20 protein-coding genes and 1 pseudogene are annotated in these 23,018 nt (G+C 69.8%); 9 read left to right on the forward strand and 12 right to left on the reverse strand.

Going from position 1 to position 23,018, the window contains the following annotated elements:
* Positions 1 to 148: 148 nt before the first annotated feature.
* The gene (locus AB0I77_RS11325) at positions 149 to 604 is read left to right on the forward strand and encodes a helix-turn-helix domain-containing protein (RefSeq protein WP_363282198.1); all 456 of its coding nucleotides are present in this window, start codon (positions 149 to 151) and stop codon (positions 602 to 604) included.
* Positions 605 to 681: 77 nt separating this feature from the next.
* Here the strand turns inward: AB0I77_RS11325 and AB0I77_RS11330 are convergent, their stop codons facing one another.
* The gene (locus AB0I77_RS11330; protein WP_363282199.1) at positions 682 to 1,191 is read right to left on the reverse strand and encodes a GNAT family N-acetyltransferase; all 510 of its coding nucleotides are present in this window, start codon (positions 1,189 to 1,191) and stop codon (positions 682 to 684) included.
* On the reverse strand, positions 1,188 to 2,183 hold the full coding sequence (locus AB0I77_RS11335) for a helix-turn-helix domain-containing protein (protein ID WP_363282200.1): 996 nt from the start codon (positions 2,181 to 2,183) through the stop codon (positions 1,188 to 1,190). The genes AB0I77_RS11330 and AB0I77_RS11335 overlap by 4 nt, the downstream gene beginning before the upstream one ends.
* 70 nt (positions 2,184 to 2,253) lie before the next feature.
* Between AB0I77_RS11335 and AB0I77_RS11340 the strand changes: the two genes are divergently transcribed.
* A complete protein-coding gene (locus AB0I77_RS11340) occupies positions 2,254 to 3,639 on the forward strand; it encodes an MFS transporter (RefSeq protein ID WP_363282201.1) in 1,386 nt (461 codons plus the stop codon).
* Here the strand turns inward: AB0I77_RS11340 and AB0I77_RS11345 are convergent.
* Both AB0I77_RS11345 and AB0I77_RS11350 read right to left on the reverse strand, forming a co-directional pair.
* The gene (locus AB0I77_RS11345; protein ID WP_363282202.1) at positions 3,605 to 4,213 is read right to left on the reverse strand and encodes a DUF1349 domain-containing protein; all 609 of its coding nucleotides are present in this window, start codon (positions 4,211 to 4,213) and stop codon (positions 3,605 to 3,607) included. The genes AB0I77_RS11340 and AB0I77_RS11345 overlap by 35 nt on opposite strands.
* A gap of 145 nt (positions 4,214 to 4,358) precedes the next feature.
* Complete coding sequence (locus AB0I77_RS11350; RefSeq protein ID WP_363282203.1) at positions 4,359 to 5,888, reverse strand: aldehyde dehydrogenase (NADP(+)); 1,530 nt, start codon at positions 5,886 to 5,888, stop codon at positions 4,359 to 4,361.
* Positions 5,889 to 6,104: 216 nt separating this feature from the next.
* Between AB0I77_RS11350 and AB0I77_RS11355 the strand changes: the two genes are divergently transcribed.
* From AB0I77_RS11355 to AB0I77_RS11365, 3 genes are all read left to right on the forward strand, one after another.
* The gene (locus AB0I77_RS11355) at positions 6,105 to 6,878 is read left to right on the forward strand and encodes an IclR family transcriptional regulator (RefSeq protein WP_363282204.1); all 774 of its coding nucleotides are present in this window, start codon (positions 6,105 to 6,107) and stop codon (positions 6,876 to 6,878) included.
* 3 nt (positions 6,879 to 6,881) lie between these two features.
* A complete protein-coding gene (locus AB0I77_RS11360) occupies positions 6,882 to 7,352 on the forward strand; it encodes a GNAT family N-acetyltransferase (protein WP_363282205.1) in 471 nt (156 codons plus the stop codon).
* A 682-nt stretch (positions 7,353 to 8,034) separates the two neighbouring features.
* Positions 8,035 to 9,486, forward strand: coding sequence for a penicillin-binding transpeptidase domain-containing protein (locus AB0I77_RS11365; protein ID WP_363282206.1), 1,452 nt, complete (start codon positions 8,035 to 8,037; stop codon positions 9,484 to 9,486).
* A 47-nt stretch (positions 9,487 to 9,533) separates the two neighbouring features.
* Here the strand turns inward: AB0I77_RS11365 and AB0I77_RS11370 are convergent, their stop codons facing one another.
* The gene (locus AB0I77_RS11370) at positions 9,534 to 10,991 is read right to left on the reverse strand and encodes an NCS2 family permease (RefSeq protein WP_363282207.1); all 1,458 of its coding nucleotides are present in this window, start codon (positions 10,989 to 10,991) and stop codon (positions 9,534 to 9,536) included.
* A gap of 298 nt (positions 10,992 to 11,289) precedes the next feature.
* Between AB0I77_RS11370 and AB0I77_RS11375 the strand changes: the two genes are divergently transcribed.
* The 3 genes from AB0I77_RS11375 (at position 11,290) to AB0I77_RS11385 (ending at position 13,606) form a co-directional block, all read left to right on the forward strand.
* Positions 11,290 to 11,856 (forward strand): SigE family RNA polymerase sigma factor, encoded by a 567-nt coding sequence (locus AB0I77_RS11375; protein ID WP_363282208.1) that lies wholly within the window; start codon positions 11,290 to 11,292, stop codon positions 11,854 to 11,856.
* Complete coding sequence (locus AB0I77_RS11380) at positions 11,853 to 12,692, forward strand: hypothetical protein (protein ID WP_363282209.1); 840 nt, start codon at positions 11,853 to 11,855, stop codon at positions 12,690 to 12,692. The genes AB0I77_RS11375 and AB0I77_RS11380 overlap by 4 nt, the downstream gene beginning before the upstream one ends.
* Positions 12,693 to 12,775: 83 nt before the next feature.
* Positions 12,776 to 13,606 (forward strand): pectate lyase, encoded by an 831-nt coding sequence (locus AB0I77_RS11385; RefSeq protein ID WP_363282210.1) that lies wholly within the window; start codon positions 12,776 to 12,778, stop codon positions 13,604 to 13,606.
* A gap of 151 nt (positions 13,607 to 13,757) precedes the next feature.
* On the opposite strand, the gene AB0I77_RS11390 is transcribed toward AB0I77_RS11385, so the two are convergent.
* On the reverse strand, positions 13,758 to 14,915 hold the full coding sequence (locus tag AB0I77_RS11390; RefSeq protein ID WP_363282211.1) for a right-handed parallel beta-helix repeat-containing protein: 1,158 nt from the start codon (positions 14,913 to 14,915) through the stop codon (positions 13,758 to 13,760).
* A 269-nt stretch (positions 14,916 to 15,184) separates the two neighbouring features.
* Between AB0I77_RS11390 and AB0I77_RS11395 the strand changes: the two are divergent.
* A pseudogene (locus AB0I77_RS11395) lies at positions 15,185 to 16,252 on the forward strand (glycoside hydrolase family 43 protein); the annotation flags it as partial.
* 12 nt (positions 16,253 to 16,264) lie between these two features.
* Here the strand turns inward: AB0I77_RS11395 and AB0I77_RS11400 are convergent.
* The 6 genes from AB0I77_RS11400 to AB0I77_RS11425 form a co-directional block, all read right to left on the reverse strand.
* Positions 16,265 to 17,062 carry an HAD family acid phosphatase gene (locus AB0I77_RS11400; protein ID WP_363282212.1) on the reverse strand — a complete coding sequence of 266 codons (798 nt, stop codon included), beginning with the start codon at positions 17,060 to 17,062 and terminating at the stop codon, positions 16,265 to 16,267.
* A 98-nt stretch (positions 17,063 to 17,160) separates the two neighbouring features.
* On the reverse strand, positions 17,161 to 18,207 hold the full coding sequence (locus AB0I77_RS11405; protein WP_363282213.1) for a dienelactone hydrolase family protein: 1,047 nt from the start codon (positions 18,205 to 18,207) through the stop codon (positions 17,161 to 17,163).
* Entirely contained in the window at positions 18,200 to 19,468 is a 1,269-nt protein-coding gene (locus AB0I77_RS11410) for a pectate lyase (RefSeq protein WP_363282214.1), read from the reverse strand. The genes AB0I77_RS11405 and AB0I77_RS11410 overlap by 8 nt, the downstream gene beginning before the upstream one ends.
* The gene (locus tag AB0I77_RS11415) at positions 19,461 to 20,489 is read right to left on the reverse strand and encodes a pectinesterase family protein (protein WP_363282215.1); all 1,029 of its coding nucleotides are present in this window, start codon (positions 20,487 to 20,489) and stop codon (positions 19,461 to 19,463) included. The genes AB0I77_RS11410 and AB0I77_RS11415 overlap by 8 nt, the downstream gene beginning before the upstream one ends.
* 1 nt (position 20,490) lies before the next feature.
* Positions 20,491 to 21,618: a pectinesterase family protein gene (locus AB0I77_RS11420; RefSeq protein WP_363282216.1), complete on the reverse strand. Its 1,128-nt coding sequence runs from the start codon at positions 21,616 to 21,618 to the stop codon at positions 20,491 to 20,493.
* Between the two features lie 74 nt (positions 21,619 to 21,692).
* Positions 21,693 to 23,015 (reverse strand): pectate lyase, encoded by a 1,323-nt coding sequence (locus AB0I77_RS11425; RefSeq protein WP_363282217.1) that lies wholly within the window; start codon positions 23,013 to 23,015, stop codon positions 21,693 to 21,695.
* Between the last annotated feature and the right edge of the window lie 3 nt (positions 23,016 to 23,018).

The following is a 23,018-nucleotide window of genomic DNA, read 5'->3' on the forward strand; positions in this document are numbered from 1 at the left end:
GGCGTGGACACAGGACGGCTCCTTGAAGCAATCAGGGAAGGAAGAGGAGAAAGGGAGACAAGAGAGAACGAAGACGTCCAGGCGGTTACCGAACCGCCTGTCGGTTCCCTCTTGTTACCGCCTCGATCCTGGTGCACCCTGAACGACCATGGAAGAAGGCACTTTGAAGTCACCGAGTCACTGCACGGGAACCGATGACGACCAGGCCCGCCAGTGGGACACCCGAGAGGGCTGCGAGGTCCGTCAGATTCTCGACCGCGTGGCCGACAAGTGGTCGCTGCTCGTCATCGCCCTGCTCGACCGACGTACCCTGCGCTTCACCCAACTGCGGCGCGAGATCGACGGAATCAGCCAGCGCATGCTGACTGTGACACTGCGCCAGCTGGAGCGCGACGGGCTGGTGCGCCGCACGGTGCATCCGGTCGTCCCGCCGCGCGTGGACTACCAGCTCACTCCGATGGGCGCGACGCTGCACGACACCATCCAGGCGCTCGTTGCCTGGACCGAGGACCACCAGGACGCGATCGCCGCAGCGCGAGCCGATTACGACCACCAGCGCGAGGCCGAGCTCGAGAGCGTGCAGATGGCGATGGACGGGGTCTGAGCCGGGCTTGGCGACGCGGCCGGCGCACGACCGCCCGTGGTCGCCTGCGCGCCGTGGGCGGATCGAGGGCGGAGCCCTCAGGGGTGTGTGGGCCTGCGCAGGTAGAGGTGGTGATCCCCCGCGGCGGGCGGGTTCTCCGGGTCGGGGGTCCAGCCCTGGCGGGCGTAGAAGGCCTGCGCCCGGCGGTTGTCGACGTGCACGTCGAGCACAGCGGTGCGCTTGCCGTCGGCCCGCCACTCCTCCACGCAGGCAGCGTGCAGGGCCGTACCGACGCCGGAGCGCCAGTGGTCGGGGTCGACGTGGAACTGGAACAGCTTGACCGTGTCCGCGGGGGCGCCTTCCGGGGTCCGGAAGGAAGCGAGGCCGATGATCCGGCCGTGCTCGACGACGCACAGCACATGGCCGTCCGGCCGGGCGACGGCGCCCCGCCAGGCGGCGAGCCAGTCGGTGTCGTCGTCCGGGATCCCGTCCGGGTAGTACGTCGCCCGGGCCCGCGCGTGCAGGGCGGTCAGGGTCTCCGTCTCGGCGGGCACGGCGGTGCGGATCACCCGGGTGGCGAGGGTCGCGACGGCTGCGTCACTGGTCATGCCGCCGAGGACGTGATCGCCATCGGCCCGGTTCCCAGGCGGCTGAACTGCGTCCGGTACGCGCTCGGGGTCAGTCCGGTTCGGCGGACCAGGTGACCGCGCAGTGAGTCGGCCGTGCCGAGGCCGCAGGCGCGGGCCACCTGGTCCATGGGCAGGGCGCTGGTCTCCAGGAGTTCCTTGGCTCGCTCGATGCGCTGGTGGAGCAGCCACTGAAGTGGGCTCACCCCGCTCTCGGCGTGGAAGCGGCGGGTGAGGGTGCGGACGGAGACTCCCGCGTGCCGGGACAGATCGGTGAGGGTGAGCGGCTTGTCGAGGTTGCGCATGGCCCAGCCGCGGACGTCGGCACAGGCGTTGCCGCGCTCGGGCGGCAGCGGGGTCTGGGTGAACTGGGTCTGGCCGCCGGGGCGGACGGGGGCGACCAGGGCGAGGCGGGCGACCTGGTTGGCGATGGCGGCGCCGTAGTCGGTGCGGATGATGTGCAGGCAGAGGTCGATGCCGGCGGCGTAGCCGGACGCGGTCAGGATCTGGCCGTCCTGTACGTACAGCACGTCTCCGCGCAGGTCGACCTGTGGATAGCGGCGGCGCAGCGCCTCGCTGTGCACCCAGTACGTCGTGGCCTTGCGCCCCTGGAGCAGGCCCGCCTCGGCGAGTTGGAAGGCGCCGCTGCACAGGGAGGCGATCCGCTTGCCGTCGGCGGCCGCCTCGCGGACGGCGGCCACGATCCGCGACTCCGGCTCGTACGGCGCCCCGGTCCCCGCGACGAGCACCGTGTCCGCCTCCCGCACGGCGTCGAGGCCGCGCCGTACGTGCAGGTCGAGGCCGCTGGTGGTGGGCAGCGGTCCCGGCTCGGCGGTGCAGATGACCACCTCGTATCCCGGCCGCCCGTCCACCTCGACCTTCTCGAACAGCATCTCCGGGATGGCGAGGTTGAACATCGAGACGGGCGAGGGCGCGATGACGGCGATGCGGTGCGGGGTCAGCCGCTGGGACATGGCCAGAACCTCCGGGAGCGTGGCATTCGGGCCAGTAGTGTACGACGGCGGCGGTCCGCAGCATGGAGACATGCCAACGAAACCGACCGTTCGGGGCGGCCAACTCGCCGCCGGTGGAAGTGTCTTGAAGCCCTCGCCGTCACCGTCCTCCGCACTTACTCTCACCGCCGCCCTGCTCGGCTTCGCGCTGATCTGCCTCGACGCGTCCGTGGTGAACGTGGCCCTGCCCGCGATCGGTTCCTCCCTCAGCAGCGGGATGTCCGGACTCCAGTGGGTGGTGGACTCCTACACCCTGGCCTTCGCCGCCCTGATGCTGTCCACCGGTGCCTTCTCGGACCGAGTGGGGGCGAGCCGCGCGTACGCGCTGGGCACCACCGTGTTCACGCTCGCCTCGGTGGCCTGCGGACTGGCGCCGAACCTGCCGGTCCTGCTCGGCGCACGGGTGGTGCAGGGCGTGGCGGCGGCCGTCGTGCTCCCGGCCTCGCTGGCCCTGGTGCGGCAGGCGTACGCCGATCCGGCCCGGCGGGCCCGCGCCGTGGCCCTGTGGGCGGCGGGCGGTTCGGCGGCGGTGGCGCTGGGTCCGGTGGTGGGCGGGGCGCTGACCACGGCCTGGGACTGGCGCGGGATCTTCTTCGTCAACCTGCCGGTGGGCCTGCTGATCCTGGCCCTGCTGGTCCGGGCCCCGCGCTCCGAGCGCCGACCGGCACCGCTGGACCTGCCCGGCCAGGTGACGGCGGTGGTGGCGCTCGCGGCCCTGGCGTTCGCGGTGATCGAGGGCGGCAGGGCAGGCTGGGTGGCGCTGGCGGTGGCCGTCGCGGCTGCCGTCGCCTTCCTCCGGTTCGAGGCGCGCAGCCCGCATCCGGTCGTTCCGCTCGGTCTCTTCCGCAACCGGACAGTGACCGCGACGGTCGCTTCGGGAGCGGCGGTCAGCGTCGCCTTCTACAGCATGGTGTTCGTCTTCTCGCTCTTCTTCCAGCAGGTCAAGGGGCTTTCCCCGCTGTCCGCCGGGCTGATGTTCCTGCCGATGACCTGCCTGATCGGGGTGACGAACCTGGTGGCGGGCAAGCTCGCGGGCCGCTACGGCCCGCGGCTGCCCATGCTGGTGGGGCAGGGGCTCGCCGTTCCGGGACTGCTCGTCCTGCTGTACGTCGACTCCGGCACGCCCGCGGCCCTGGTGGCCGTGCTTCTCGTCCCCATGGCGCTGGGCTGTGCGCTGACGGTGCCGCCGCTGACCGCGGCGATGATGGACGCCGTACCGGCGGAGCGAGCGGGTCTGGCGGCCGGGGTCCTCAACGCGGCACGCCAGGTGGCGGGCGGTCTGGGGATCGCCGTCTTCGGGGCGTTGGTCTCCGACGGTTTCGAGGCCGGGATGCGCCTGAGCCTGGTCATCGGCGCGGCCCTGCTCGCGGTGACCTTCGCCCTCAGCTTCCGTCTCTCAGGTCCTTCGGCCAAGTAGGCCGGAACTCTATGTGGTCGTACGTCACCACGCACCCCTCCCCTATCGGCGACTGCGTCATGAAGCCGACCAGCGCGGCGCCGGTCTCCTTCTCCTCGCCCAGGGTGAACAGACGCACGAAGGTCCAGCGCTCGCCGTCGCGGGAGGCGTGGAAGGCGAACGCACGGCCGGTGCGGCTCACCCGCAGCCAGACGGAACTGCCGTCCACGGTGAAGGAGTTGGCGTCGTCGGAGTGCCCCCGGGTGACCACCGTGCAGACGGTGGCCACATCCGGGGAGTACTCCAGACACAACTTCGCCCAGGCCCGCTCGCCGACATGCACGTACAGCACCCCGGCATCGAAGGCCGCCCCGAACCCGACGGTGACCCGCGCGACCAGCTGAAAGTCCCCTTCGGGCGCCCCCAGCAACCTAGGCGCGTCCGAGGCGGGGTCCACCTCTTCACCGGTAGGCGTCACGAACCGGTCCTGCCGGGGCCCGGCCCATCCGGTAAGGACGCCGTCCTCGTAGGACCAGTGCCCGTCAGGCCCGTAATCACGGAGCGGGAAGGGCAGTTCGGTGAATCGGACGTCCATTGCCTCTTCATTCCAGGGATCAGTGCACGTGCTCAGGGGCGCGGGGCTGTATCAATATGCGGCTCCGCCGCGTGGGCGCGACCAGCCACAACGGACCCGCAGCCGGCAGATAACCCGCACCCCTACGGCGCTACCCCGCGGAGCGCTACCGCTCCAGCCGCCCATTGAACCGCCGAGGCAACCCCAGCGAATTCTCATCCCGCAACTCCACCGGCAGCAGCGCCGCAGGCGCATTCTGATACGCGACCGGCCGCAACCACCGCTCGATCGCCGTCCCACCAACAGACGTGGACGTCGACGTCGTAGCCGGGTACGGCCCGCCGTGATGCTGGGCCGGCGCCACAGCAACCCCCGTCGGCCACCCGTTCACCAGCACCCGCCCGGCCAGCGGCGTCAGCTCGGCCAGGATCTCCGCCCCGCGCCCCTGCCCCGCGGCCTCCTCCGCCGACAGCTGAACCGTCGCCGTAAGGTTCCCCGGCAGCCGGGACAGCACGGCCCGCGCCTCGGAGTCGTCCTCGTAGCGGACGACCACGGTCACCGGACCGAAGCACTCCTCCAGCAGCAGATCGTGCTCCCCCTCGGCCGCCAGCCGGTTCGCCGGCACCGTCAGGAAGCCGGGGCTCACGGTGTGCTCGCTGCCCGCGCCCGGCGTCACCGGGGACTCCACGCCGGGCAGCTCAACCCGCTCGGCGACCCCCGCGACGAAGTTGGCGCGCATCCGGTGGTCGAGCAGGACGCCCGCGTCGGTGTCGCTGACGGCGTCCGTGAGCGACTTGACCAGGCCGTCGCCCGCGGCGCCGGACGGCACCAGCACCAGGCCCGGCTTCACGCAGAACTGGCCGACACCCAGCGTCATGGATCCGGCGAGCCCCGCGCCGATCGCCTCGGCCCGCTCGGCCGCGGCCGCCTCGGTCACGACGACGGGGTTCAGCGACCCCAGCTCACCGTGGAACGGAATCGGCACGGGCCGCGCGGCGGCGGCGTCGAAGAGGGCGCGTCCGCCCCGGATGGAGCCGGTGAAGCCCGCGGCGGTGATCAGCGGGTGCTTGATCAGCTCGACGCCCGCCTCCAGGCCGTGGACGAGACCCACGACGCCCTCGGGGATGTCGTGCCCGGCGGCGGCCCGGCGCAGCACGGACGCGACCAGCTCGGACAGGGCCGGGTGGTCGGGGTGGGCCTTGACGACCACCGGGCAGCCCGCGGCCAGCGCGCTCGCGGTGTCACCGCCGGCGACCGAGAAGGCGAAGGGGAAGTTGGAGGCCGAGTAGACGGCGACGACACCCAGCGGCACCTTGTAGCGGCGCAGGTCCGGGATCGGCGGGGTCGCGGTGTCGTCGGGGTGGTTGATCACGACGTCGAGGAAGGCGCCCTCGTCGACAATGTCCGCGAAGGCCCGCAACTGGTAGCAGGTGCGGGCGAGTTCGCCGGTCAGCCGGACCGGGCCGAGCGCGGTCTCGGCGTCGGCGGCCTCGACGAGGTGGTCCTTGGCCGCCTCGAGGCCGTCGGCGGCGGAGCGCAGGAAGGCCGAGCGGACCGTGCGGTCGGCGAGGGCGCCGCGCGCCTCGTGCGCGGCGCGGACGGTGGCGTCCACCTCCTGGGCTGTGGCCTCCACCGCAACCTGCTCACGCTGCTTCCCGGTTCGGGGGTCGACACTCCAGACTGGTGCTGCTGCCACGGCGGGTCCCTCCACATATGTATCGCCGTATGTATTGCCGTATGTATTGCCATGTACTGCTGCTTGCATTGCCGGTGTATCGCGCAGTATCGCCGCAGTATCCAGGTCGTCACTACTCAGGTCATCCACCAGGGTCGTTCGATATGCTGAACGCTGTCTCTGATGGTGAATATGCTGTCGGAGACTATTTCCCGTCGAACGAAGGGGTCAAGGGCGATGTCGGCAGCCGAGACAGGCGGCGGGGCGCAGGTCAAATCCGCGGTACGGACCGTTGAACTGCTCGAATACTTCGCCGGACGCCCCGGTATGCACTCTCTGGCGGCGGTCCAGGAGGCCGTCGGGTACCCCAAATCCAGCCTCTACATGCTGCTGCGCACGCTCGTGGAGCTGGGCTGGGTGGAGACGGACGCGACGGGCACGCGGTACGGCATCGGCGTCCGGGCGCTGCTGGTGGGCACGTCGTACATCGACGGCGACGAGGTGGTGGCGGCGGCGCGTCCGACGCTGGACCGCCTGTCGGACGACACCACGGAGACGATCCACCTGGCCCGCCTGGACGGCACGAACGTGGTCTATCTGGCCACCCGCCAGTCGCAGCACTACCTGCGGCCCTTCACCCGGGTCGGCCGCCGCCTGCCCGCGCACTCGACCTCGCTGGGCAAGGCGCTGCTGAGCACGTACAGCGACGAGCAGGTCCGCAAGATGCTGCCCGAGACCCTGCCCGCGCTGACCGAGAACACCATCACCGACCGGGAGAAGCTCATCGAGGAGCTGCACCAGGTGCGGGAGCAGGGCTTCGCCGTGGACCGCGAGGAGAACACGCTGGGGCTGCGCTGCTTCGGCGTGGCGATCCCCTACCGCACTCCGGCGCGCGACGCGATCAGCTGCTCGGTGCCGGTGGCGCGGCTGACGCCCGCCCACGAGCAGATGGTGAAGGACGCGTTGTTCGACGCCCGGGACCGGCTGACCCTCGCCACCCGGAGGCTCTGATCGATGGAGGTCGTACTCCGCCCGGTGCACGACAGCGACCTGCCGGTGTTCTACCGGCAGATGAACGACCCGGAGTCCCTGCGGATGGCGGCCTTCACCGCCGAGGATCCCGCCGACCGGGACGCCTTCGACGCCCTCTGGGAACGGATCCGGTCGTCGAAGGACGTCGCCCGGACGGTCCTGGCGGACGGTGACGTGGTGGGCAGCGCGGTGGTGTACGGGGAGCCGGGCGAGCGCGAGGTCACGTACTGGGTGGATCGCGCTTACTGGGGGCGGGGAATTGCCACGGCCGCGCTCGGGCGGCTGCTGGCCGAGGTGACGGAGCGGCCGCTGTACGCGCGGGCCGCGGCGGACAACGCCGGTTCGCGGCGCGTGCTGGAGAAGTGCGGATTCCGGGAGACGGCCCAGGCCCGGGGGTACGCGAACGCGCGCGGCGAGGAGATCGACGAGGTCGTGCTGACGTTGGTGGGGTGAGGGCCCTCTCCCTCGCCCGGCGGAGCCGGATCGTCGTGGCGCAAGAGGTGTCCGCCTCAGGCGGCGCGGCAGCGTGGACGCTCCCCCACTCTCGGCTCCGCTCGAGCGGGGGCACCCCCATCGCCGTCACTCGCACCCGCCACCGCTGACCCCGCTCGGCCCCTCGCCCTCGCCTGGGTCGGCTCCGGCGCCGTCGCCTGCTGGGGCGGCTGGATGTCGGTGGCCTGTCTGGTCGGGGTGGACGGTATCGCCGACCGTCCGACACAGCGGATGAACCTCGCACGCTGGCCGGATGATCGTCGGCATCCTGTTCGCCACCGTCGGCGCATACTTCCTCGCGGAGCGCTCGGCGGGGACGGCTCCGCAGCGGTCGGCGTGAGCGGGTTCGCCCGGTTCCTGTTCGGGCGGCGGGCGCGGTTGCGGTGGGTCCATCTGATCCTCGGCGGGGCGCTGGCGATGCCGTACGTCCTGGTCGGTGGGGTGGTCATCGGACCGGCCACGGGCGCCACGAACGGCAGCGGGCTTCGGGTGACGGCCACGGTCGCCGTCGCCTGCGAAGCCCTGCCGCCGGTTGCGGCACACAGCGAAAGGCATCAGTTCGCAACCCCCGCTCATGAACAACCCATGAGAATCCCGACGGAAGGGAACGTTCCGCCCATCCCCGCTCGTCAGTCCCAGCGAGATGAACAAGACGATCAGGCGCGCCTCCGTCTTCACGCTGCTGCTGGTGTTCGCTCTGCTGATCAGGGCGACCTGGGTGCAGTTCTACGAGGGCCAGGCGCTGGCAGACGACAAGGACAACCGGCGCAACGTGATCGAGACGTACGCGAAGCCGCTGGGGAACATCATCGTGGCCGGCGATTCGATCACCGGTTCCGCGCGGACGAAGGGCAGCGACCTCGAGTACAAGCGCACGTACACGAACGGCCCGCTGTATGCGGCGGTGACGGGCTACGCCTCGCAGGCGTACGCGCCCACGCAGTTGGAGGGTATTTACCAGAGCCTCCTCAACGGCACGGACAACCGTCTGAAGACCGTCATGGACACGGTCACCAACGAGCGGGCCGAGCCCGGCAACGTGGTGACGACGATCGAGCCCGATGTGCAGAAGGCGGCGTATGACGCGCTCGGTGACAAGAAGGGCGCGGCCGTCGCGATCGACCCGAGCACCGGCAAGATCCTGGCGGTCGTCTCGACCCCGTCGTACAACCCTTCGTCGCTCACCGACGCCAACACCGCCGGGTCGGCCTGGAAGCAGCTCAACGCGGACCCGGACAAGCCGCTGACCAACCGCGCGCTGCGCCAGCCGCTGCCGCCGGGCTCGACGTTCAAGCTGGTGGTGGCGGCGGCCGCGCTGGAGGACGGCCTGTACTCGTCGGTGGACGAGAAGACGGACAGCCCCAACCCGTACAAGCTGCCGCAGTCGACCGACGTGCTGGCGAACGAGAACGCCTCGGCCCCCTGCGCGAACGCCTCGATCCGCGTGGCCCTGGAGTACTCCTGCAACAACGTCTTCGCGAAGATGGCCGTCGACCTGGGCCAGGACAAGGTCCGGGCGATGGCGGAGAAGTTCGGCTTCAACGACGCGACGCAGGACGTGCCGGTGCGGGCGTACGAGAGCGTGTACCCGAAGGACATGGACCAGGCGCAGACGGCCCTGACAGGCATCGGCCAGTTCGATGTGACGGCGACACCGTTGCAGATGGCCATGGTGTCGGCCGCCATAGCCAACGGCGGCAAGCTGGTCTCGCCGCACATGGTGTCCGAGATCACCAATAGCGGTGACGACGTCCTGAAGAACTACGACGACGAGGCGAGCAGCAAGGAGATCGTCAGCTCCTCGACCGCCGAGCAGTTGCAGTCGGCGATGCAGACGGTCGTCGACGAGGGCACGGGCACGAACGCGCAGATCTCCGGCGTGACGGTGGGCGGCAAGACGGGCACCGCCCAGCACGGCGAGAACAACAGCCAGACGCCGTATGCCTGGTTCACGTCCTACGGCAAGGCCGACGGCAAGGAGGTCGCCGTGGCGGTGCTCGTGGAGCAGTCGGACGCGGCCCGCTCGGAGGTCAGCGGCAACGGGCTGGCGGCTCCGGTGGCCAAGGCGATGATGGAAGCGGCTCTGAAGAGCTGAAGAACCAGGCCCTTGGGGGCAGCCTCCGGCGAGGCTGCCCCCGGACCTCACTTCGCGCCGAGGATCTGCTCGATCGGGTCGATCGCGAAGTACACCAGGAACAGCGCGGCCGTCCCCCACAGCAGCCAGTGGATCTCCTTGGCCTTGCCGAGGACCGTCTTGATCAGGACGTAGGACAGGAAGCCGGCGCCGATGCCGTTGGTGATGGAGTACGTGAACGGCATCACGGCGATGGTCAGGAACGCCGGGATGGCGATCTCGTACTTGTCCCAGTCGATGTGCTTGACCTGGGTCATCATCAGGAAGCCGACGGCGACCAGGGCCGGGGCGGCTGCCTGGAGCGGGACGATGGTCAGCAGCGGGGTCATGAACAGGGCGAGGGCGAACATGCCGCCGGTGACCAGGTTCGAGAAGCCCGTGCGCGAGCCCTCGCCGACACCCGCCGCCGACTCGATGTAGGAGGTGGCGGAGGAGGACGAGGCCGCGCCGCCCGCGACCGCCGCGGCACCGTCGATGAGCAGCACCCGGCCGAGGTTGGGCACCTTGCCCTCCTCGTCCAGCAGTCCGGCCTCCGCGCTGATGCCGACGACGGTGCCCATGGTGTCGAAGAAGTCGGACAGGATCAGCGTGAAGATCAGCAGGACGACGGTGATGATGCCGACGCCGGACGCGTCGAAGGCGCCGAACAGGCTGAAGTGACCGATCAGTCCGAAGTCGGGGGTGTCGACGATCTTGTCGGGCCACTCGGGCGTGGTCAGGCCCCAGGCCTTGATGTCGGCGGCCGAGTTGATGATCATCGCGATGATCGTCATGGTCACGATGCTGATCAGGATGGCGCCCTTGACCTTGCGGGCGAGCAGTCCGATCGTCAGCAGCACGCCGAGGCAGAAGACGAGGATCGGCCACCCGGTGAGGTTGCCGGTGGCGCCGAGCTGGACCGGGACCGTGGTGTTCGCGATGTCGGGGATGCGGCTGACGAACCCGGCGTCGACGAAGCCGATGAAGGCGATGAACAGGCCGATACCGACGCTGATCGCCTGCTTGAGCGGTTGCGGAATGGCCCGCATGACGGCCTCGCGCAGACCGGTCACGACCAGCACGCAGATCAGCAGGCCCTCGATGACGATCAGGCCCATCGCGTCGTCCCAGCTCATCAGCGGGGCGATCTGGAAGGCGACGACCGCGTTCAGGCCGAGGCCGGCGGCGAGCGCGAGCGGCAGATTGCCGCCTATGCCCATGATGACCGTCATGACCGCGGCCACCAGGGCGGTGGCGGTGGTCAGTTGGACGGCATCCAGCTGGTGACCGAACTTGTCCTTCGCGCTGCCGAGGATGATGGGATTCAGGACAAGGATGTAGGCCATCGTGAAGAACGTGGCGAAGCCGCCGCGTATCTCACGACTGAAGGTGGACCCCCGCTCGGAGATCTTGAAGAACCGGTCGACGCTGTTCGCCCCTGGTGGCGGGGCACTCGACCGGTCGGCCACCTTCTGCGATTCGGACATGACTGCTGCTCCTTGGTGCCTGAATGATCGGTGTGCGGATGCTGGCTGGATTGTTCCTGCGATGAACTCGTTTCAGGTTTTCCCCGTGTTACGGAATCGGCTTCGGCCTCAGGCTGTATCCAAGGCCACATCACGGTCGGCCGACCATACGGCGTTCGAAGGACCGTACGAACCAGGCGCTCGATCGCTGCTACGCTTCCGGATCTCCGCCGGGACACCCCCGGATGATCACATGTCAGCCACATGACACACACAGGCGCCCTGAGGGTGCCCGAGCCGCCGTGAGGAGAGGTCGCCCGTGGGCACAGTCGTCGACGACGCCGCCTCCGTGGAGTTCCACGCCTTCTTCGAGCGCCACTACGCCGAACTGTCACGTCTCGCCCATCTGCTGACGGGTGAGGCGGACGCCGCCGACGATCTGGCGGCGGACGCGTTGCTGGCGCTGTGGCACCGCTGGGACCGGGTCCGCGCGGCCGACCATCCGGCGGCGTACGCGCGCGGGGTCGTGGCCAATCTGGCCCGCACCCGGATCCGCAGCGCGGTCCGCGAACGGCGGCGCGTCTCGCTGTTCTGGTCGCAGCGCGAGGAGAAGACCGAGAACCCGGACGTGGCGGGCGTGATCGACGTACAGGAGGCGCTGCGTAGACTTCCGTTCCGCAAACGCGCCTGCGTGGTGCTGCGGCACGCCTTCGACCTCTCCGAGAAGGACACCGCGCTCACCCTGGGCGTCTCGGTCGGTACGGTGAAGAGCCAGACCTCCAAGGGAATGGCCGAACTGCAGCGGCTGCTGGGTACAGAGGCGGCTGTTCCGCAGAAGGTGCACGCCGCGATGGCGCGCACCGGCGACGCCGGAAAGGACCGATGACGATGCGGCGGGACGTGCACGATGAGCTGCGCGCCCGGCTGCACGAGGCGGCCGGTGGGCACGAGCCGGACCGCGCGCGCATCCTGGCGCGGATCGAGCGCGGCATGACCGAACAGACCCGCCCCGACCACCGGGCGACCCGCCCGCCGGTGTTCGGCTGGGTGCGGGTCATCGCCGCCACCACCGCGGTCGCGGGCGTGCTCGGGGTCGGCGGCTACGCGGTCGCGTCCGCGGTGAAGGACGAGGCTCCCCCTCAGCAGGCGGTCGAGGTCTCCCCGACGCCCACACCCTCGCCGGACGCGACGAGCCGCGCGCCCCTCCCCCCGGTGGATCCGGCACCGAGCACTTCGCGGGAGCCGGGCGAGCCGAGCTCCCCACCCTCGAAAACGCCGGCCGTGCCCGCGCTGCCGTCCGGGGCGGGCACCGAGGACGGCCCGCTGTGGTCGGACGGTTCCGTGGACCCGCACAGCAACGACTTCTGGGCGCAGAGCGATGTGACCGTGAAGACGAGCGAGAAACTCACCGCGCTCACCGTCCAGTTGAGGATCAAGCAGACCGGCGGGGTCACCTCGGCGGGCTCCTGGCGGTCCGCACCCGAGGACGACTTCACGACGACGGTCGTCGAGCAGGACGGCTTCCTCGTCTACACCTGGGTGCTCAAGCCGGGCCGTTCGGTGTGGGCGGGCGAGTGGGTCTTCGCGGGCCAGTACGACCACGACCGCGGCGGCCGGGACGCGAAGGACGACCGCTACGCGATGACGGCCACCGCGGGCGGCGAACAGCACGCCGTGGCAGGCACCTTCGCGGCGAACGAAGACGACGAGGGCGACTCGTAAGAAATTCTTGAAGGGGCGGCAACCCTTTTCCTCACCCGTGGCGACCAGGAAGCGCAAACTTCCTCCCACGCAAGGAAATGGGCATGACTGCACCAGCCGAACAGCACGTCCGCCACCGTCGCCGGGTCACCAAACGGCGCGCGATGATCGCCGGTACCGCCGCGTTAGGTATCACGGGTGCGGCGATCGTGACCACGACGATGCTGTCCTCCGCCGGCGCCGCCTCGGCCTGGCCGACGCCCGCGGGCAACAAGTCCGTGTCCTCGACGATCAAGGTCTCGGGCACGTACGACGGCAAGCTCACGAAGTTCTCCGGCTCCGGCGACCTGGGCGGTGGCGACCAGGAAGAAGGCCAGGACCCGATCTTCCAGCTGGCCGACGGCGCCGTCCTCAAGAACGTGATCATCGGCACCCCGGCCGCGGACGGCGTCCACTGCACGGGCAGCTGCACGCTGCAGAACGTGTGGTGGCTGGACGTCGGCGAGGACGCGGCGAGCTTCAAGGGCAAGTCGTCCTCGGCCGTGTACTCGGTCACCGGCGGCGGCGCGAGGAACGCCGACGACAAGGTCCTCCAGTTCAACGGCGCGGGCAAGCTCGTCGTCAGCAAGTTCCAGGTGGAGAACGCCGGCAAGCTGGTCCGCAGCTGCGGCAACTGCTCCACGCAGTACAAGCGCACGATCAGCATCGACGACGTGGACGTCACCGCGCCGATGAACTCGATCGTCGGGATCAACACCAACTACGGGGACACCGCCACCCTGCGCAAGGTGCGCATCCACGGCGACAGCAAGAAGAAGATCAAGACGTGTGTCCGCTTCCAGGGCAACAACACCGGCAAGGAGCCCAAGGAACTGGGCACCGGCCCCGACGGAACGTCCTGCAAGTTCTCGGCATCCGACATCACGTACCAGTGAGTCGGCGTTAAACCAACGGAGCACGACAGGAACGCCCCGCCGGTAACAACCGGCCGGGGCGTTTCGCGCCCCAAAGGGGCGCGGGGCTGTGACATATGCGGCTCCGCCGCGTGGGCGCGACCAGCCACAACGAACCCGCAGCCGCCACCCGTCAGTTCATAGCAGTACCAATCGCGCTGGACCCCGTCACCAGGAACCTCGTCGAAGGCAACGACCCGTCCGCCTTTCGACCCCCATACGCCGTCGCCGCATCCACCGACTTGAAGGACGGAGTCGAAACCCCGCTGTCCCAGTTGTTCGCCGCAGAAACACCAGACGCCCCCAACTCGGACACCCCACCCTTATTACCCACAGCAAGATTCCGAGCCAACCGAGCCTTCCCCCCAGCAAAGTAAAACCCCACCCCGCCATTGGCATACGCGGTGTTCCGGTTCAACGCACTCGCCCCCGGGTTCGAGTTCTGAGTGAACCCGTTCCGCACATTGCCCCAAGCCGCGTTGCCCTTGACGAGATGCGCGACCGTAACTCCCCCGCCCCCCAGCTTGAACCCGTTGCCGTCGCCCTCAAAAGAAGAGTCCCCCCACCGGTTCACCCCGTTGCCGAAGGCCCAACCTCCCTCGACAGTGACCGGCGAGGAGAACTGCCACAGGTCGAGCCCGTCGTCCGAGTTGTTGTACAGCCGGGCGCCCGTGATCCGGTTCCCGGTGCCGGAGCCGAACTTCACGGCGATGCCGTCGGCGTTCTGCCCGTGCCCGGCCGCGTCGTAGTTGCCGTAACTGTCCAGGTTCTGCACGAGGTTGTCCCTCGTACCGTCGCCGCGCAGGGTGAAGCCGGAATCACCGTTGCCGGCCGTGACCAGGTTCTTGAAGACGCCGCCGGCCGATGAGGTGGCGACGAAGCCCTGGGCCGGGGAGTTCTGGAAGGTGAGGTTCTGGACGGTCCAGTGGTCGCCGTAGATCCCGGCGAGCCAGGAGCCGTCGGCCAGCTTGGAACCGTCGATCCGTACCTTCTCACCGCCGTACGCCTGGAGCGTGATCCGGGCCGAACCGGTGCCGTCGGCCGTGGACTTGAGGGTGGCCGTCGGATAGTAGGTGCCGCCGCGGACCTGGATGACGGTGCCGGCGGTGGCGTTCCTGACGGCCGACTCCAGCTGAGCGGTGGTGGACACGGTGACCGTGGTCGAGGGGACGGCCTGGGCTCCGTCCTCGGAGAGGCCGAGGTAGACGCCGCTTGCGCACGCGGCCATGGCCACCGCCGCGGCGATCGAGAGGGTCCGCGTCCTGCGGTGCCGTCCGGTGCCAAGACGCACAGGGCGTTCCTTTCCTGGGGGGCTTGAGGTGCTTGAGGGGCTTGGGTGACTACAGGGTGGAGGCGAAGCGGGCCGGAGGGGGCGCCCCGGCCCGCCTCTCACATCCGGTCGCCGCCCTGCCCGAAAAGGTTGCCGCCGGCCGCGAAAAGCGATCGAAACTTTCGCTCCGCCCGGCCCCGTCCGCACCGATTGACGCCCTGTCCCCCTCCTATGACACTCCCAAGGCGAACCGATCCAACAGAAAGCCCCACACTCCCACAGGATGTGTCATGCGACGCCCGAGACTCCGTACCTCCCGCACGCTCGTGGCCCCCCTCCTGGCCCTTGCGCTCTCCCTCCTCGCCATAGCCCCCAGCACCGCGCGCACCGGAGCACCACCCGTGAAGCAGCCCAAGTACGCCGGTTACCTCTTCGCGTACTTCACCGGCGAGGGCACCGCCGACGGCGAGCAGATCCGCTACGCCCTCAGCCGCGGCAACGACCCTTTGCACTGGCGGGAGTTGAATGCGGGCAAGCCGGTTCTCACGTCCACCATCGGTGAGAAGGGGCTGCGGGACCCGTTCGTGATCCGCTCCCCCAAGGGCGACAAGTTCTACCTGATCGCCACCGACCTGAGGATGTATCGGAACAGCAGCGGCAGCTGGGACGACGTCCAGCGGCACGGCAGCAAGTCCATCATGATCTGGGAGTCCACCGACCTGGTCCACTGGACCGACCAGCGCCTGGTGAAGGTCGCCCCCGACAACGCGGGCAACACCTGGGCGCCGGAGGCCTATTGGGACGACTCGCTCGGCAGGTACGTCGTCTTCTGGGCGTCCAAGCTGTACGCCGACGACGACCCCGGCCACACCGGATCGACGTACAACAAGATGCTCTACGCGACCACGAGGGACTTCCGCACCTTCAGCGCGCCGAAGGTCTGGGACGACCCCGGTTACTCGGTCATCGACTCGACGGTCGTCAAGCACAAGGACACGTACTACCGCTACACCAAGGACGAGCGGGACCCGTCCTCCAGCTCGCCCTGCTCGAAGTTCATCACCGGCGAGAAGTCGACGAGCCTGACGGACACGTCGTACGACTTCGTCTCCGACTGCATCGGCAGCGGCTCGATCGATCGCGGCGAGGGGCCGACGGTGTTCAAGTCCAACACCGCCGAGAAGTGGTACCTGTTCATCGACGAGTACGGCGGCCGCGGCTACGTCCCCTTCGAGACCACCGACCTCGCCTCCGGCAAGTGGACGATGTCCACCGACTACCAGCTGCCCGCGAGCCCGCGGCACGGCACGGTGATGCCGGTCACCGGGGCCGAGTACGCCCGGCTGCTCGCCGCGTACGGGCGATGAGCCTCAGCTGACGAAGTACGTCGGGTTCGGCAGCTTGTACGTCTGGTCGGCGTAGCCGCCGTCGAGGTCCGAGTACTGGTCGCCGAAGTTGGCGATGACCTCGTACCCGAGGTCCTTCTCGATGTGCGCCCGGGTGCCGGACTTGTACTGCACGGTCGTGCAGGTCCAGGCGCCCGGCGTGGCGCAACCGCTCAGGTAGGACGGCGGGTTGGCTGTGTCCTTGAGGAACATGTGGTCGGCGTCGAGGTTCACATCGGCGCCGATCTTCTTCAGGTTCTCGACGGCGGCCGAGCGCTGCGCCTCGCTCAGGCCGGAGTTGTAGAAGACCTCGACGCCCTTCTTCTCGGCGTACTGGACGAGTTCGGGGCTGCCGAAGACGGCCGGGCGGTCGGCCTTGTTGACGTAGGCCGCCCACGTGGCGGAGTTGTAGCCGTAGTTGTTGCGCTTCTCGTAGTCGAGGCTGAGCAGCAGGGTGTCGTCGATGTCGAAGACGACCGCGGGCTTCTCCCCCTTGTGCAGCGCCTTGCGGGCCGCCTGGTCGATGTACTTCCGCGCGGCGGAGTCGATGCGCGCGAGGTCCTTGGCGTACGGGCTGTCCACGGACGCCTGGTAGACGCCGTTCGCGTCGAGCGTGGTGCCGTAGTAGGCGTCGATGTCCTTGGCCAGGAGCCCGATGTTGTAGGGCTCGTGCGTGGAGTTCGCCGTGGACTGGCCGGCGGTGGCCGCACCGGCGCCGTACAGGGCACCGCCGGCGAGCGCACAGGCAGCGGTGGCGGCTGCGATGCGTAGTGATTTATGCATGACACAGTGTTCTACGCGCGTCACCCTGGCGGGCGCGAGAGCCGTTGCCTGATCGAGACCTCCCTCGCGGCAAAAAATGGGTCAAGCGCCCGGCTGGGTCACAGGACGCGGTCCAGCCAGGCGAACACCTCGTCCTGCATGCGGGCGACGAAGGCATGGCCGAGGTCGGGCCAGGTCTTCAGGTGCAACCGCTCCTCGGCGTGGCACGAGCGCCAGACGGCGCGCAGCTTGTCGTGGGCCACCCGTACGCCGTCGGCGGGGAAGAGGGTGTCCAGGGCGCCGTCGAAGAAGAGCATCGGTCTGGGGGCGGCGATGCTCGCCACGTCCGGGATGTCGAGGTGCCGGGCGAGCCCGGGGTGGAGCATGTAGTACGCCGACTGCCCGCGCAGCGTGTTGTTGCCGGGCACCATCATTTCCTTCAGCCCGGTCATCCAGCACACGCTCGCCGCGGCGGCGATGTCGTCGCTGAGCGCGGCCGTCTGCCAGGCGCGGTAGCCGCCCATGGAGAAGCCGACGGCCGCGACCCGGCGTGCGTCGACGCGGTCGAGGCCGGCCAGGAATCCGGCGGCGCGGGCGTCCTCGCGGGCCATGAGTCCGGCGAGCGAGGAGCCGAGGTTGTAGAAGTTGGCGGCCAGGGCCTGTTGCTGGTCGTAGGTGAGGGGGCCACGGTCGCCCCAGCCCAGCGCGTCCAGGCAGAGGACCACATAGCCGCGCCGGGCCAGCTCGTCGCCCACGAACCGCCCGCTGAAGTGCGCCTGAGCCCAGGCCTGCGCGGAGGCGAGCCGGGTCTCGTCGTACCAGGGTTGGACGAGTTTCTCCTTCCCGATGTCGAACATGGACCCGTGGTCGTGGAGGAGGAGTACGGCGGGGAAGGGTCCGGTGCCGTGCGGGGTGAGCAGGGTGCCGCGGACGCGTTCGTGGCGGGTGAGGGAGACGGTCACCAACTCCCTTGTGTATCCCTCGCCTTGGGAGCGCAGGGTGAACTCGGGGGCGTACGGCGTCCCGTTCTGCCGGTCGACGAGGAGGTGCTCCTCGACCTTGGAACGGGCGGCGCGGCGCCAGGACGTGAAGTCGCGGACCGGTGAAGTGCCCCAGGCGAGCGGGAAGTCCAGCTCGCCTTTGAGGGCGCCCAACGGCTCACGCATACGGCCTCCCGGCACCCGCGTGACGCAGGACGTGGTGCTCGACCGCCGAACGGGAGGTGAGGGCCCGGTAGTCGTAGACGCCGGCGGGATCCCAGCCGACCGCATCCGTCAGGCCGAGCCCGTTCGCCACCGCGTCGAGGCGGGCGGGGCGGCCGTTGAACCAGGAGCCGGTGTCCCGGAAGTGCTCGCCCCCGTAGTCGGCGACCGCCAGGGACGGGTTGCCGCGCGGGTACGTGAAGACGTTCCGCTCGGAGAAGATCGCGGACTCCAGGCCGACGCCGAGCGCGTACAGGGTGCCGTCCGCGCGGCCCCGGTAGACGTTGTTGACGACGTGCACCTGCCCGAAGCGGACGCGGGGGCCGCGCTGCACGATGTCGGTGAAGAGGTTGCGGGCGAAGGTGACCTTGAGGTGGCCGCGGTCACGGTCGCCGCGCCCGTCGCCCGATCCGATGAGGATCGCCTTGTCGTGGTCGGTGAACCGGCTGTCGGAGACCGTGACGAAGTCGGAGCCGTCCTCGATGTCGAGCAGCCCGTCGTGCCGCTGGACGCGTTCGCCGTGGAAGCCGAGGGGTGCCGCGCGGTCCGGGAAGCGGCCGTCGGTGAAGGTGCAGTGGTCGACCCAGATGTTCTTGCCGGTGATCACGGTCATCGCGTCGAAGCGGGCGTTCCAGCTGCCCTGGGTGCCGTCCCCCGGGGACCAGGTGGTGAAGTGGTCGACGGGAGCTTCGAGGTGGAGGTTCCGGACGATGATGTTCGTGCCGGTGTTGACGGTCAGGAACACCCCGAGCAGGCGGGCCTTGTCACCGACGCCCACGAGCGTGGTGTTGCTCGGCACGGTCAGCTGGATCTGCGCCTTCTCCCTGTTCGACCCCGACTGGCGGAGCTGGCGCTGCTGCTTGCAGTAGCCGTAGCGAGTGTCGGACCAGACGCCGCCGTCCTCGCCGAAGCAGGACATGTACTTGGCGAGGTCGTATCCGGGCGCGTAGTCCTGCTCGCCGAGCAGCGAACCATCATCCGTCTCATGGCCGTTGACGTCGCCGACGACCCGGATCACCTTGGGCGCGGTGGGGTCGCCCTGGTTGGCGAGGGCCTCCTTGAGCTGGGCGCGTGTGTGCACGGTCCAGGCCGTGCCGCCCGCGCCGCCGGTGGTGCCGGTGCCGGTCGAGGCCCAGCCGACGGGGGCGCGCTCGGCGGCGGAGGCCTGAGCCGGCCAGAGCAGGCTCAGGCACGCGGAGATCAGCACAACGGCGGCCCTACGCATGGGGCCGCCAGTCCCCGAGGTACGCCGCCTTGGTGTGCGACCCGGCTTCGGCGCGCGTCAGTCGAGGCCGGTTCTCCGGCACCGAGACGACCGCACCCGGCCCCGTGTTGCGGTACTCCCTGAACCGCATGGTCTGCCAGGGGTACGCCTCCCGCATGTTGATGTACGGCGCCACCGCGTCGATCCCGGGCCCGATCCTGGTGTCCCGGACGACCAGGGACGGCCAGGCGGTCGTCTCGTACGTCGGCACCCAGGGCCGGGCCAGTTTGTACGCGCCGTCCTCGGCGGCGGAGCTGATCCGGGAGCGGACCGCCAGGATGCCGCGGGGGTTGGCGCGGGCCGTGGACGGGGCGAAGACCATGCCCTTGGGGGTGAAGGTGACGTCCCGGCGCAGCGTGCGGAAGTGGCAGTCCTCGAAGACCGCGGTCGCCCGGCCGAAGACGAAGTCGACGTCACCCTCGATGTAACAGCGGTGGAAGTACTGCCGGTCGAAGGCGTCGAGCGCGGTCGTCTCGACGAAGAGGGTGTCCTGGTGGGCCAGGAGGCGGACGTTCTCGAAGTGGGTGCGGTCGCCGTACGTGTACGCCGCCACCGCCTGCGTTCCGGTGATCTCGGGGTGGTCGGCGCGCAGCCAGTCGTTGGCGAGGGTGAGGTCGCGGACGGTCAGACCGGGTGCCGCCGAGGTGAAGGTGGCGGAGCCCGCCGTGCCGTACGTGCCCGAACCGTCGGGCTTCTGGGTGCCGTTGGCGTTGTCGTAGACGATGACGACGTCACGCGGGTCGCGGGTGGCCCCGCGCAGGGTCAACTCACCTTTGTCGGCAGGCACTTTGACGACCTCGCGGTATGTGCCCGGGTGCACGACGATCGTCCAGCCGGGGCCGGTCACCGCGTCCACGGCCGCCTGGACCAGGTCGCCGGGGCGGACGTGCAGGACGCGGCGGCGGCCGTCGGCCAAGGCGGGCGAGGCTCCGGTGGCCACGAGTCCTCCGGCGATTCCCGTCAGGAGGGTGCGCCTGCGCATCTCAGCGCACCCCCTGCCACGGTGTCCAGTCGCCGAGATAGGCCGCACGGGTCGCCGACTTCGCCTGTTCGTCGGTGAGTTGGGGGCGGTTGGCCGGGACGGTGATCCGGGCGCCGTCGCCCGTGTTGCGGTACTCGGCGAACCGCTGGTTCTGCCACGGGAAGGCGTCCGACATGTTGGTGTAGGGCGCGACCGCGTCGATGCCGGGGCCCATCCAGGTGTCCCGGACGGTGAGCATCGGGCGGGCGGTGGTGTCGGAGCTGGGGACCCAGGGGCGGGCCAGCTTGTAGTGGCTGTCGGGGGCCTCGCTCGTGATACGGCCGCGCGCCACCAGGTAGCCGAGCGGGTTGGCGCCCGCCGTGGAGGGCGCGAAGACGAAGCCGTAGGGGGCGGCTGCCAGGTCGGTGCGGTTCACGGTGCGGAAGTGGCAGTTCTCGTAGACCGCCCTCGCCCGGCCGAAGACGAAGTCCACGTCGCCCTCGACATAGCAGTGCGCGTAGTACTGGCGCGCGAAGACGGTCAGGGCCATCGAGTCGGCGTACAGGGTGTCCTGGTGGCCGAGGAAGCGGCAGTGGTGGAAGGCGGACCGGTCGCCCTGCACCTTGATGGCGACCGCCTGGGTGCCGGTGATCTCGGGGTGGTCGGCGCGCAGCCAGTCGTTGGCGAAGGTGATCCAGCGGGCGGTGAAGCCGTCGGCCTGCACGGTCGTGGTGGCGGAGCCGGTGGTGCCGTAGGTGCCGCCGCCGGGCTTGGGCGTGCCGGCCGCGTTGTCGTAGACGACCACGACGTCACGGGGGTCCTCCGAGGCGCCGATCCAGGTCGCCTGTGTGCGGGTGGCGTCGACGGCGACCGTCTCCCGGTAGGTGCCCGGCGCGAGGACCAGGGTCCAGCCGCTGCCGGTGGTGGCGGCGACGGCGGCCCGGACGGAGGTGAAGTCGCCGCTGCCGTGCGGGTCGACGTACAGGGTCTTCGGGGTGAGACGGGCGGCCGGGGAACCGTGGCGGCCGAACGGGCGCTTGCCACCTGCGGCCCGGGCGGGGACCGACGCGAGGGCGAGGGCGGCGCCCGCTGTGACGCTCGCCGTGAGGAACCCCCGGCGGGACAGCGGAAGTTGAGGATGCGAGGGCATACGGGTGGGCTCCTTCGCGGTACGGCTCGGGTGGGCCGGGGCAGCGCGCCCCGGCCCCTCTCACGGTGCGGGTGTCAGCGCAGGCGGCCCACGCCCGCGCCGCGGTCGACGATGCCCGGGACGGCCTGGGGCGAGTCGACCTTGGTGCGCAGGGCCGGCGTCCAGCCGGCGCCGGACTGGAGGGTCTCGGCGGGGATCTCCGCGTTGTGGACGGCGATCAGGTCGGTGAGCTTGCCGTTGACGTAGTTCTTGTCGGCGGTGAGCGGCGCCTCGTTCCACTTCTTCAGCGTCTTGGCCGCGCTGACGCCGGCCGGCAGCGAGAACGCGTTGTGCGTGGCGTACAGCTGCGAGGAGGCGCCGATGCCGAAGGTGTAGCCGAACTTCTGGTCGCCGGTCACCTTGAAGTGGTTGTTGTACGAGTCGACCTGCCCGAACCGCACGCGCGGCGCCCGCTCGACGATGCCCTCGAAGCGGTTGTGGTGGAGCGTGACCTTGAGCTTGCCGGCGTCGGTCGCCCCGGCGCTGTCGCTGTTGCCGATCAGCATGGTCTTGTCGTGGTCCTCGAAGGAGTTCCACGACGCGGTCACGTAGTTGGAGCCGCGCACGACGTCGAGCAGGCCGTCGTGCTGCTGGAAGGTCTTGCCGAAGTAGGCCGGCAGGGCGCTGTCGGGGTAGCGGCCGTCGGTGAGCGTGTTGTGGTCGACCCACACATGGGTGGAGCCGTAGACGACGACGCCGTCGTACTCGGAGTTCCAGGCGCCGGTCTTGTTGTCGTCGGTCGGGTCCCACTGCGGGAAGCAGTCGATCGGGGCCTCGATGGTGAGGTTGCGCAGGATGACGTTGTCCACGGCCTTGATCTGGAGGCTGCCGCCGAGGATCCCGGAGTTCTTGCCGACGCCGACGATGGTGGTGTTGGCGGGGACGATCGCCTTGATCGCCGAGTCCTGGCTGGCGGCGGACGCGGCCCGCAGGTCCTCCTGCTCGCCGCTGACCGGGGTGTCGTGCCCCCAGACAGCCGGGTCGTAGTCGGCGAGGTACTGCTGGAAGTCGTATCCCTCGGCCGCGAAGGCCTCGCAGCCCTCGGACACGGCGTCGATCATGCCCTTGACCTTGATGATCCTGGGCGCCGTGCCGCCTGCCTCGAGCGCGGCCCGGAACTCCGCCCAGGTGGTGACCGTGTAGACGTGCTCGGCGTCGGCGGCCGAACCGCCGGTCGTGCCCGCGCCCTCGGAGGCCCAGCCGTCCTTCGCGGCGAGGACCTCACGCCCGAGGTCGCGGGAGTGCGCCTGGGCGCTGGTGCCGATGACACCGACGACGAGCGCGGTGCAGCCGACTAACGCGGCGGCCTTCACTGTCGCCCGCTTTGTGGCATGCCCATGCCATGTCTGTGCGTTCATGGT

The organism is Streptomyces sp. NPDC050619 (genome assembly GCF_040654815.1).
In the GTDB taxonomy this organism is placed as follows: Bacteria; Actinomycetota; Actinomycetes; order Streptomycetales; family Streptomycetaceae; genus Streptomyces.